11 protein-coding genes and 1 pseudogene are annotated in these 10,569 nt (G+C 61.9%); all 12 read right to left on the reverse strand.

The annotated features are described in order from the left end of the window. Window positions 1-246: 246 nt before the first annotated feature. Window positions 247-1,236 carry a bifunctional 3,4-dihydroxy-2-butanone-4-phosphate synthase/GTP cyclohydrolase II gene (gene ribBA, locus RMO57_RS01920; protein WP_310383707.1) on the reverse strand — a complete coding sequence of 330 codons (990 nt, stop codon included), beginning with the start codon at window positions 1,234-1,236 and terminating at the stop codon, window positions 247-249. Window positions 1,237-1,277: 41 nt separating this feature from the next. Next, window positions 1,278-2,411: a bifunctional diaminohydroxyphosphoribosylaminopyrimidine deaminase/5-amino-6-(5-phosphoribosylamino)uracil reductase RibD gene (gene ribD, locus RMO57_RS01925; RefSeq protein WP_310383708.1), complete on the reverse strand. Its 1,134-nt coding sequence runs from the start codon at window positions 2,409-2,411 to the stop codon at window positions 1,278-1,280. Window positions 2,412-2,416: 5 nt separating this feature from the next. Beyond that, window positions 2,417-3,409: a recombination-associated protein RdgC gene (locus RMO57_RS01930; RefSeq protein WP_310383709.1), complete on the reverse strand. Its 993-nt coding sequence runs from the start codon at window positions 3,407-3,409 to the stop codon at window positions 2,417-2,419. Window positions 3,410-3,469: 60 nt separating this feature from the next. Beyond that, on the reverse strand, window positions 3,470-4,693 hold the full coding sequence (locus RMO57_RS01935) for a hypothetical protein (protein WP_310383710.1): 1,224 nt from the start codon (window positions 4,691-4,693) through the stop codon (window positions 3,470-3,472). A 1-nt stretch (window position 4,694) separates the two neighbouring features. Then, a complete protein-coding gene (locus RMO57_RS01940; protein ID WP_310383711.1) occupies window positions 4,695-5,987 on the reverse strand; it encodes a PilX N-terminal domain-containing pilus assembly protein in 1,293 nt (430 codons plus the stop codon). Further along, complete coding sequence (locus tag RMO57_RS01945) at window positions 5,984-6,715, reverse strand: PilW family protein (RefSeq protein ID WP_310383712.1); 732 nt, start codon at window positions 6,713-6,715, stop codon at window positions 5,984-5,986. Before RMO57_RS01945 ends, RMO57_RS01940 begins: the two co-directional genes overlap by 4 nt. Next, window positions 6,709-7,233, reverse strand: coding sequence for a hypothetical protein (locus tag RMO57_RS01950; protein WP_310383713.1), 525 nt, complete (start codon window positions 7,231-7,233; stop codon window positions 6,709-6,711). The genes RMO57_RS01945 and RMO57_RS01950 overlap by 7 nt, the downstream gene beginning before the upstream one ends. A gap of 26 nt (window positions 7,234-7,259) precedes the next feature. After that, window positions 7,260-7,784 carry a type IV pilin protein gene (locus RMO57_RS01955; RefSeq protein WP_310383714.1) on the reverse strand — a complete coding sequence of 175 codons (525 nt, stop codon included), beginning with the start codon at window positions 7,782-7,784 and terminating at the stop codon, window positions 7,260-7,262. 85 nt (window positions 7,785-7,869) lie between these two features. Next, the gene (locus RMO57_RS01960; protein WP_310383715.1) at window positions 7,870-8,322 is read right to left on the reverse strand and encodes a GspH/FimT family protein; all 453 of its coding nucleotides are present in this window, start codon (window positions 8,320-8,322) and stop codon (window positions 7,870-7,872) included. A 192-nt stretch (window positions 8,323-8,514) separates the two neighbouring features. Continuing rightward, complete coding sequence (gene nrdR / locus RMO57_RS01965; protein ID WP_310383716.1) at window positions 8,515-8,958, reverse strand: transcriptional regulator NrdR; 444 nt, start codon at window positions 8,956-8,958, stop codon at window positions 8,515-8,517. Between the two features lie 35 nt (window positions 8,959-8,993). Continuing rightward, complete coding sequence (gene glyA / locus RMO57_RS01970) at window positions 8,994-10,238, reverse strand: serine hydroxymethyltransferase (protein ID WP_310383718.1); 1,245 nt, start codon at window positions 10,236-10,238, stop codon at window positions 8,994-8,996. Window positions 10,239-10,334: 96 nt separating this feature from the next. Then, a pseudogene (locus RMO57_RS01975) lies at window positions 10,335-10,569 on the reverse strand (lytic transglycosylase domain-containing protein); the annotation flags it as partial.

A 10,569-nucleotide genomic window follows, 5' to 3' on the forward strand; every position in this document is an offset into this window, starting at 1 on the left:
GATGAAATAAAAGCCAGTCTAAAAAAATCTCATTTGTGGTCCCATGTCCAAACAATAAGCTTGACAACTAACATGCGGGTTCATCTACAGGGTGACACATCTGCTGGTAAGTTTTCCCAAATGCTGCTTCAAATTAGTGAGAAAAGACACCCAGTAGATCCTCTGACTGGGCAAGTTTCTATTCCACTTGAGTTGGGAAAGGTTGTCTCTTCCATTGATCAGTTGATGCTAAGTGTCTACCCCAATCTAGGCAAGAACTTCAGAGCCGACGCCGTAGGTGCGCAAATCCATCACCTTGGGAGCGGTCTCTTGCGGCTCAGCATTCAAGCGGGCCAGCAAGCCGGCGGCCTCTTCGCCGCAGTTGAGCAGCACGGCCACGCCTTGGGGCGAGCGCTTGATTTCCGCCAGCGCAGCGGGCAGAGGCCATGCGTGGCTGCTGCTGCCGACGTCAAGCAGATCAAGCACCGACAGCGGTTCGTGCACGCGCACCAAAACATCATCGGTCGCTGTCCAGGTGCCATGCGTCAGCGCCAAGTGAACGCCGCCGGTGCGGTCGCTGTAAACGACGCAATTGAAATCACCCTGAGCAGTGACAAGCCGGCGTTCCGACAGCCGCGTGACCAGTGACTCGTTGCGGCTGCGGTGTTCGATCAGCGCGGCGATGGTGCCAATCTTGAGGCCATGTTCCTTGGCGAACTCGATCAGGTCCGGCAGCCGGGCCATGGTGCCGTCGTCCTTCATGATCTCGCAGATCACCGCGGCCGGCTCCAGCCCCGCCATGCGGGCAAAGTCGCAACCGGCCTCGGTATGACCGGCGCGCATCAAGACCCCGCCGTCCTGCGCCTGCAACGGGAAGATATGGCCGGGCTGCACCAGATCACGCGCCTGCGCACCGCGCGCGACGGCCGCTTGCACGGTGCGTGCGCGGTCGGCGGCGGAGATGCCGGTGGTGACGCCGGTGGCGGCCTCGATCGAGACGGTGAAGGCGGTGGCGTGCTTGGTGCCGTTGCGGCTGGCCATGGGCGGCAGCCGCAGGCGCTCGCAGCGCTCGCGTGTCAGGGTCAGGCAAATCAAGCCGCGGCCAAATTTGGCCATGAAGTTGATGGCTTCGGGGGTGACGTGCTCGGCGGCTAAAACGAGGTCACCCTCGTTCTCGCGATCTTCTTCGTCAACCAGGATAACCATGCGGCCGGCCGCCATTTCGGCAACCAGCTCAGAGACAGGGGATATGGGCATAAACCCGATTGTAGAGGGCGGCGGGTAAAGCCCGGCTGATCTCAAGCCGGTCGCGCGCGCAAGCGCAAGTCTGCGCCCATCATGTCGCAGCCGACCCAGCGCCAGTTCAGCACCTGATCCAGCGACTCGAATGGCCCGACGGCGGCGATGCCAAGCCCATCGCCGAGCAGTTTGGGCGCCATATAGACCAGCAACTCATCGACCAGGCCCTCGCGCAGCAGGGAGCCATTGAGTTTGTGGCCGGCCTCGATATGCAGCTCATTGATGCCGCGCCGGCCCAGATCGTCCAGTACAGCGGCTAGGTCGACCTTGACCTGCGGGCCGGCCAGCGAGATCAGCTCGGCGCCGGTGGCACGCAGCGCTGCGGCGTGATCGGCCTTGGCTTTGGGGTCAAGCGCGCAATAAATCAGCACCTGGCCGGGCGGCGAGGGCGGGGCAAGCAGGCGCGCGTCGGCCGGGGTTTCCAGCCGCGAGTCGATCACCACCCGCAGCGGCTGCCGCTGGGTGTCGACCAGCCGCACATCGAGCCTGGGGTTGTCATCGCGCAGCGTGCCGATGCCGGTCAAAACCGCCCCGGCGCGGCGGCGCCAGGCATGGCCGTCGGTGCGCGCAGCGGCAGCGGTGATCCATTGGCTGGCGCCGTTCGACAGGGCGGTGCGGCCGTCCAGCGAGGCGGCGATCTTCATCCGTACAAAGGGCCGGCCGGTTTGCATTCGCTTGAAAAATCCGATGTTCAGCTCGCGGGCCTCGTCTGCCAGTAAGCCGACGCTGGTCTGCATGCCGGCTGCAGCCATGCGCGCCATCCCCTGACCGGCGACCAGCGGATTGGGGTCGGCAATCGCCGCCATCACGCGGACCAGGCCGGCGCTAATCAAGGCATCGCAGCAGGGCGGGGTGCGGCCCTGGTGGGCGCAAGGCTCCAGCGTGACGAAGGCGCTGGCGCCGCGCACGTCGTGGCCCTTTGCCTGGGCGTCGCGCAGCGCCATCACCTCGGCATGGGCCTGACCGGCGGCTTGGGTGTGGCCGCTGCCCAGCACCCGCCCGCCAGTGCCCACGATCACGCAGCCGACGCGTGGGTTGGGGTCGCTCAGGCCGATCGCCCGCTCGGCCAGCGCCAGCGCATGGCGCATGGCGCTCAAGTCATCGGTAAGCTGGGTTGCGCTGAGCTCGGGCATGGCGGTCAGTCCCAGGGGGCGGGCTCAGTCGCGGCGCTTGGATTTGGCTGCGCCAGCGTGGCGGGACGCTCGGCCAAGGCCGCGCCGGCCGCCAAAAAGTCATGTTCGCCGCCGAGACCATCGATCAGCTCCGGGATCAGCTTGCACAGCTCGCCGGTGGCGATGGCCGCATCGGCGTCAAAGGCTTCGTCCTTGTCGCCGCTACCGCCACCATCGCGGCCTTCGAAGACCACGTCCAGGAAGCTGATCTTCTTGATCTGCAAGGTGTCGGTCAGCATGAAGGAGACCCGGTCACGCCAGCTCATGGCCAGGCGGGTCGGCGATTTGCCGCTCGTCAGGTGTTGGCGCACTTCCTCGATATCGAGCGAGTGGCGGGCATAGCGCACCACCGATTTCATCTCGTCCACACTCTTGAGTTCGCACTCGCGGTCGATGGTGAAGCCCTCGGGCGGCACGCCGTCCATCAGCCAGGCGGCCATGCAGACGGCCGGCGCCTCGGCGGTTTGGATCAGATGCAGATTCAGGCCGGGCAGCTCCTTGATCAGCAGGCTCACTACTTCTTCGGCGCGGCCGGCGCTGCCGGCATCGATCATCAAGAGGTGCTGGGCGGGGGCAATCCAGACGCGGATGGCCGATTGCTTGGTGAAAGCCATCGGCAGCAGCTCCAGCGTGGCCTGCTCCTTCAGGTCCTTGGTCTGCTTCTTGCCGGGCTTACGGCCGGTCTCAAGCTCGATGCGCTCGGCCATCTCGTCGGTGCGGCGTTTGACCACCGAGCTGGGCAGCACCCGCGTCTCTATCATCAGCTTGAGCAGCCAATGGCCGCCGATGTCCTCGATCAGCGGCGCGTGTAGGGTGCCGCGAGGCGGCGCCCAGCCCATCGATTGCTGCTGGGTGGCGCCGGTTTCGACGAAGGTGGTCTTGGCCAGGCTGTCTTCGATTTGTTCGACCGTGGGCTGCCAGTCAGGCCCTACCCGGTACACCATCAAGTTCTTGAACACTGCAGACAATCCTTGTTCGCTAGGCCCGCCACCAGGAACGGGCGGGCAAAGCCTGGATTGTCACTCAGCCGCCTGATGCAAGACGGTGGCCGTGTTGCTGAAGTAGCCGTCGGCCGGGTTGACGGCGTGGCCGACCGGGCAAGTCTCGCTGGCATTGATGACGAGGAAGTTCTGCCTTGTCAGTGCCGTGCTGACATTGACGTACTCTGCCGGATGTTCGGCGTTGGAGACGCTGCCGTTGCCGTCGTAATCGGCCGTATAGCGGCAGATATTGCGGGGGCTGGGCGCGTTGAGCGCGAGTGGGATGCCGCTCAGCTCCAGCCGGCCGGACCAGACCCTGGGCACGGCGTTGTTAGGGTAAACAATGCAGAAGTAGCTGACGACGGTGCCCAGCGCGGGGGCGACTTGGCCGCTGTTGTCATAGCACTCGTGATCCGGTGCGTCAGGTGCGCTGCCCTTGACCAGGCCCGCATCCAGCGCCAAGGCGACGCCACTGGGCTGGTTGGCGTCCGGCGGCGAGCTGAACGAGAACCGCACAAAGCCGCTGAGCAAATAGCCCCAGGTGTTGTTGCTGCATGCGGCCACATCGGTGGCGGTTAGCGCGGACGACTGCGTACCCGCCGTCACCGTGCACTTGCCCTGAATGACGCCGGTCAAGTTGTTGAAGACCCAGGCCACGCCGTCATTGCTGGACGGCACCAACACGCTGGTGTCATTGCCCAAATCATGGGCGCTCAGCGGTATGGCGGATTCGCGCCCGGCAGGTCGGTGCACGGTGAGTGACGCAGGGGCGAGCGTCAAGCTGGCACTCAAACCCGGATCCGCGCGAGAAATGAAGCTGTCTACCAGTACAAACTGAGCGTCCTTCGCGCGGTCAAACCAGCCAACCGTCACACGTACAGCCGTTTGCTGCGACTGCGCCTGTGGCCAAGGTGTGACTTGGCGAGTGAGGGAGAAAACCGCGTTGCTATTGGGATCTCCTGCGTCTTCGTTGGTGGCCTGGGTGCTGATGTCGGCAAAGGCCAGCACGCCGGCGACCGGATTGGCCGGGTCGGCATGGGTCAGCACCGAATAGGCGCGCAGGCTTTCCATCTCTTTTTGGGCCAGCCGAATCGCCTCGCCTCGCTGTTTTGAAAGGTCGGCGCTGCGTCTCAAATTGCCCTGCAAACCCACCAGCGCAAGCATCCCGAAGGCCATGATCAAGAGCGCCACCATGGCCTCAATCAAGGCAATGCCGCCGATGGCCTTTTTACGCAGCGGTGGCTTGGGCAAGTGGCGCTTCATGTCAGTTCCACCAACTTCCCGGAACGCGCACAAAACTGCCCATGCGGTTCTTCAACTCATTGATGACGCTGGTCTGATACCAGATGTCGACGGTGCCATCGATGGTCAGATTTCCATCCACCAACATCGCCCCGGTCAGCAGGGCCGGCAGGACGGTGGTGTTAATCCAAATGACGTCACTTTGGGCATAGAGTAAACCCGTCAGTTGCAATGCCGCCTCGATACGAACCGGCCCGCTGGCGACGATCAGCATGGGGCTGGTTGCGGTGCCCAAAAGGGTGGTGGTGCTGATGTTGAGTGGCCCGTTGATCCAGGCCATCCTGACGCCGCTTGCATAGGCGGCCACCAAGCTGGGGCCACAGTCCACCGCGCAGCTGACCTGGCGCATCGCGGGTTGATTCACATAACGCGTTGGCGCCATGCCAAAAAACATCTTGAACATCGCCTCTGAGGAGGCCGCGCCCAGGCCGCCATCACCAAAAATCAAGGCTTGTTGTGCCGGCGTGCCCGGCAATGTGTCCAGCCTTGTCTCCAGCAGCCCGGGCACGTCGATGTCGGAGGTCAACAAGAGCAGGCCGTTGCTGAGCGGATCGCTGTTGTGCAGCCCGACCCCGTTCGCTCCCAAGGAAATCTCGCCCTTGACGGTCAGCGGGGTGCTGGGTGGCACCTTCAGGGCGCTGACCAGCGCGGCGTCGACCTGAACCATCGTGCGCGCCAAAGCCATATCGCTGGATGTTGCGGTGGCTGCGCAATTGGACGCGACGCTGCTGGTGCATCCGGTTGATTCGATGCGCACATTGCCGGGGCGGTTGACCCACGGCGATACAAGCCGGACCAAATAGCTTGGCTGCATATTGGCAGCGGCCACAGGTGCCGATGCAGGAGCGGCCCAAGCCGCAGTCGGACAAGCACAGAGCCAGCCTTGCGCTTCCGAGCGGACGCAATCGGCCACGACGGGCGCGTTCACCGCGGCAGGAGTGACCGCGGCAGGGGTGACCTCCCGGCTGCTAGGCGAAATGTTCAAGTAGCGGTCCCGAAAGCTGTTGGTGACGGCGGTGTCGGCCAAACAGGCTTGGTTGATATGAAGTCCATTGAGCATGCCAAGCGTCCACTCGGCTCCGGCCTCGGCGGTTTCCAGTGCCACCCCAGCACGGTAGTAATTGCTGGCAATCCGCTGCTCGAACACCATGTTTCGATTGGCAAACGCGGCCATCATGGCCATGATCAGGAACAAGACCATGACCACCACCAGGGTCGCTGCACCCCGCTCTGATTGGTGTCGCAACGAGCTCATGGACAGGCTCCGACGATCTGGTCGTTGCGAATCCGGCTGGTCACCTTGATGGTGCGCTCAACCTTGATGTCATGCACAGCGTGGCCGGTCAAGCTGATGTCGTACCTTCGCACCCGCTGGCTGGGGGGGCAGGTGGCGCTGCCTACAGGGCAAGGTTTGCTGCATAAATCGCCCAGGCCAACTTGTTGTTCGGCCAACACAACGTTGAAGGCGGTAATGACCAAGACCCCTTTGTCGGTCAGCGGCTGCCAGCGGTCACCGATTCGAAATTTCAGGATGCCACCGTCCTCGATTTTGAATCCGAAGCGCTCCGTACTCGACGTCACGGCATCGTCTTCGGGGTCGGGGAAAGGGTTAGCATTTTGACGGGACCGGTCTTGGTGGCGCGAATAGCTGTACTCGAGCAAAGAGCCATCTTGATTTGCAGCCAAATTGATATCGGCATAGGCGTTCGAGGCCGCCGCTGCGCTTGGTGCCCAGATGCCGTTTTGCGGTGCAGCCCTTGACCCCGCACGGCGCAGGTCCCGCAGCATCAAATCGGCGGTCGCCCGCAAGTCTTGCTGTACCTGCGTCTCCAGGGTCAAGCGCCTATGCTCAGAGATTTGGTTTGTCATCATCAGGCTGGCGCCGGCCACCACAACCATGCCGACGGCGATCCCGACCATCAGCTCGATCAAGCTGAAACCGAGCATTTTTGAGCGAATGAAGTCGGGCTTGCGGCTCAACATGCCGGCACTCCGTTGAAATTTCCACCGCTAGGCACGCAGGTTGAGACCCGGCCCATGGCATTGACTCGTACCTGCAGCGTTGATCCACGCACGCCCGCCACACTCACGGCTAAGCCATCCGTTGAACTGGTCATGCGTGGCGCGATAAACGAGACCTGATTCGGTGGATCGACTTCGCTGACCGTCATCGCCACGCCCATGCTGCTGGGGACTTGGACCGTTCTCAACTCGAACTTGGTGAGGGTGCAGGCGGCTCCCACTGGGCGGCTGCAACTGCAGTTTCCCAACACAGCGGCCACGTGAATTGTGTAGCAGCTCATGCTCGGCGTTTGCTCGAAAAGAATATTGACGTTCTGGTTACGACCCAATCCGGCTTCGGCGCGGGCGTAGGCCAAATCATTGCTGAGTGTCTCGGCCACTATTTGCACCCGCCGTCGATTCAGCATGTCGGCGAAGGACGGCGCTGCCAGCCCGAGCAAAATCCCTGTGATGGCGACGACCACCATCACCTCGGTCAAGGTGGTGCCCGCCGACGGCAACCTGATCATCTTGGCCAACATAGCGCAGAGCTGTCCTGGTTTGAACTGTCGGTTGACTCGTAAAAGATGTTGCCGCCGTCCACGCGAATGGACATTGACGTGCAGTCGCTGTCGCCGGACTGTGGGCCGGAGGAGGTGGGCGTCGCCTTGGCGATGTAGCCAAAGTTGAAGCTCGCTGGGTCGCGCACACCGCTAAGGCTTAGGTTGTAGTGATTTTTTTCCGAATGGGTTTTGAGCATCAGCTCGTTTTCCAACGATGAGGCATAAGCGCCCCGGTTGCCGCGCCAGCGCTCCTGTGCTTGCACAATGACCGACAAGGCTGTGATTGCATCAGCGCGGCGGCCCTTGGCGACCTGCTTTTGGTAGGAGGGCAAGGCGACCATGGCCAAAACCGCCACGATGACCACCACCAGCATCAGCTCCACCAAAGTGAAGCCGGCTGAGCAAGACTGCCGCAAAATTCGCAGTTTGAACGGCGCTTTTTGTGACTTGAGGCGAGCAACTGTCATGGCCTGATTATGAGAATTCATCCGCCCCGTACGCTTGCGCTTGCTGGCCGTCTATCCTTGCCAAAGTGCCTTTGATCGAGTCCCCCCGCACTCAAGGGGGGAGTAATCAGCAGCGCGGGAATCGCTTAACGCCACCGCTCGGCGAGCAAGACCGGACGCGCCCGGCAATACTAACAATGTGGCGGATGGTGTCGCCATTGGCCGCGCTGATGTCAATGCTGCCGGTGCTGGTGACGGCGCCTTGACGGGCTTGAAAACTCATATTGGCGACGTTGGCGCGGACGGCTATGTTTTGAGTCGACGGTATCCACTCAAGCTTCATGACCCGCTCGTTGGCCGAGCAAGTGGCTTGTCCATCTGGCGTGCAACTGCATTCCCCGGAGGCTCCGGTGTGCAAAATATAGCAACTGCCCGTGGGGTGGCGGCTGAACCTCAGCTGCACGGCGTCGGCTTGGCTGATAGCCTCGCTGCGTGCTTGCTGAAGATTGACCATCACGGTTTGGGCCACCAGCTCAAGCCTTTGGCGCTGCTTGAGCTGACCCAGTGAGGGTATAGCCATGGCCAGCAAAACTGCAGGGATGGCGAGGCAGACGCAGAGCTCAATCAGGCTGTAACCGCGGCATTGGGAAGCAAGAGTGGACATGACGGACCTTGTTGTGTTCAGTGCTGACTGAACACAATTTAGGCCGCGGAACCGATGCTTTCTGTCCCACTCATGGGGGCAGCTCATCCCCCATAAGTGGGAGGAGCCTCAAATTTCCCTGATTAACTTCCGAAACTCGTCCACATCTTCGAAGCTGCGATAGACCGACGCAAATCGCACGTAGGCAACTTTGTCTATCAGTTTGAGCTCTCGCATCACGAGTTCACCCAGCCTTGTGGAGGGCAACTCGCGGGCCCCGCTGGTGAGCAACGTTTCTTCGATCTTCCCCAACGCGGCGTCAATCTGCTCAATGCTTACGGGGCGTTTACGCAGGGCCAGTTGCATCGACGCGCGCACCTTTTTCGGGTCGAAATCAGCGCGCGTGCCATCTTTCTTCACCACCACCGGCAGGGCTATTTCGGCCCGTTCATAGGTGGTAAAGCGTTTGTCGCAGCCCAGGCAACGCCGCCTGCGGCGCACCACATCGCCCTCATCAGATTCCCGGGTTTCGGCGACCTGGGTCTCGGCGTGGCTACAAAATGGGCAACGCATGTGCGGGGCGGGCTGGGCTATTTTTCAACGGTAAATCAGCGGTAAACGGGGAAATCGCGAGCCAGTGCCGCGACCTTGACGCGTACCGCATCCAGATTGGCTTCGTCGGTGGGGTTATCCAAAACGTCGGCGATCAGGTTGGCGGTCTGGCGGACCTGTTCTTCCTTGAAACCACGCGTGGTCATGGCCGGCGTGCCGAGGCGAATGCCACTGGTGACCATAGGCTTTTGCGGGTCGTTGGGAATGCCGTTCTTGTTGCAGGTCATGTGCGCGCGGCCCAGCACCGCTTCGGCTTCCTTGCCGGTCATGTTCTTGGGGCGCAGATCGACCAGCATCACATGGCTCTCGGTGCGGCCGGAAACAATCCGCAGTCCGCGCTTGATCAATTCCTCTGCCAACACCACGGCGTTCTTCAGCACTTGCTCTTGATAAGCCTTGAACTCCGGTGCAAGCGCTTCCTTGAATGCCACGGCTTTGCCGGCGATGACATGCATCAAGGGGCCGCCCTGAATGCCAGGGAAAATGGTGCTATTGATTTGCTTGGCGACGTGATCCTTCATCAAGATGATGCCGCCGCGTGGGCCGCGCAGGCTTTTGTGGGTGGTCGATGTCACCACGTCGGCATGAGGCACCGGATTTGGGTAAACGCCGGCAGCGATCAGCCCGGCGTAATGCGCCATGTCAACCATGAAGATGGCGCCGACGTCGCGCGCCACTTTGGCAAAACGGGCAAAGTCAATCGCCAGCGAGTAGGCCGACGCGCCCGCAATTATCAGTTTGGGCCGGCTCTCGTGGGCCTTGCGCTCCATCGCGTCATAGTCGATTTCTTCTTTGGCATCAAGGCCGTAACTCACCACCTTGAACCACTTGCCACTCATGTTCAGGGCCATGCCGTGGGTCAGGTGGCCGCCTTCGGCCAGGCTCATTCCCATGATGGTGTCGCCCGGTGTCAGGAAGGCCAGAAAAACCGCCTCGTTGGCGGACGCCCCGCAGTGCGCCTGCACATTGGCAGCCTGGGCGCCGAAGATTTGTCGGACCCGGTCGATCGCCAGTTGCTCGGCCACATCCACGTGTTCACAGCCGCCGTAATAACGCCGGCCGGGGTAGCCTTCGGCGTACTTGTTGGTGAGTTGCGAGCCTTGTGCGGCCATGACCGCAGGTGACGCGTAGTTCTCGCTGGCAATCAGCTCGATGTGGTGTTCCTGGCGGGCGTTTTCCGCCTGGATCGCGGCCCACAGTTCGGGGTCGGTTTGTTCAACAAGAATATTGCGGTCGTACATGACGGTCCTGCCAGGCAAAGGGGTGCTGATGATAACGCGGGCGAAACCCGCCTTGTCAGGCGACGCGCCAGTGTCGCCGCGCCAAACAGGCGAAATTCAGGAGCGGGACAACAGCGCGACTTTGTCGACTTTGGTTTCGTCCTGGCTCGGCGCGACGACCGGCACGGCTTGTGCGGGTGCCAGCGGCACCCGCCGGCCGGCCGCCACGGACAACAAACGGGCATGTTCGGCCATGACCTTGCCGGAATAACCGCTGTCGTCCTCGAGATTGGCGGAGCCAACGTAAAACCGGAGCCCGCCCTCGAGCGAGCCAGCCCGGGCTATACATTCT

The organism is Roseateles sp. (genome assembly GCF_031397715.1).
Classification (GTDB): Bacteria; Pseudomonadota; Gammaproteobacteria; order Burkholderiales; family Burkholderiaceae_C; genus Paucibacter_A.

Excerpts from the sequence above, each read along its gene's own strand:
- ribBA (WP_310383707.1), bottom strand. The coding sequence starts at position 1,236 with ATGCCCATATCCCCTGTCTCTGAGCTGGTTGCCGAAATGGCGGCCGGC.
- ribD (WP_310383708.1), bottom strand. The coding sequence starts at position 2,411 with ATGCCCGAGCTCAGCGCAACCCAGCTTACCGATGACTTGAGCGCCATG.
- RMO57_RS01935 (WP_310383710.1), bottom strand. The coding sequence starts at position 4,693 with ATGAAGCGCCACTTGCCCAAGCCACCGCTGCGTAAAAAGGCCATCGGC.
- RMO57_RS01940 (WP_310383711.1), bottom strand. The coding sequence starts at position 5,987 with ATGAGCTCGTTGCGACACCAATCAGAGCGGGGTGCAGCGACCCTGGTG.
- RMO57_RS01945 (WP_310383712.1), bottom strand. The coding sequence starts at position 6,715 with ATGTTGAGCCGCAAGCCCGACTTCATTCGCTCAAAAATGCTCGGTTTC.
- RMO57_RS01955 (WP_310383714.1), bottom strand. The coding sequence starts at position 7,784 with ATGAATTCTCATAATCAGGCCATGACAGTTGCTCGCCTCAAGTCACAA.
- RMO57_RS01960 (WP_310383715.1), bottom strand. The coding sequence starts at position 8,322 with ATGGCTATACCCTCACTGGGTCAGCTCAAGCAGCGCCAAAGGCTTGAG.
- nrdR (WP_310383716.1), bottom strand. The coding sequence starts at position 8,958 with ATGCGTTGCCCATTTTGTAGCCACGCCGAGACCCAGGTCGCCGAAACC.
- glyA (WP_310383718.1), bottom strand. The coding sequence starts at position 10,238 with ATGTACGACCGCAATATTCTTGTTGAACAAACCGACCCCGAACTGTGG.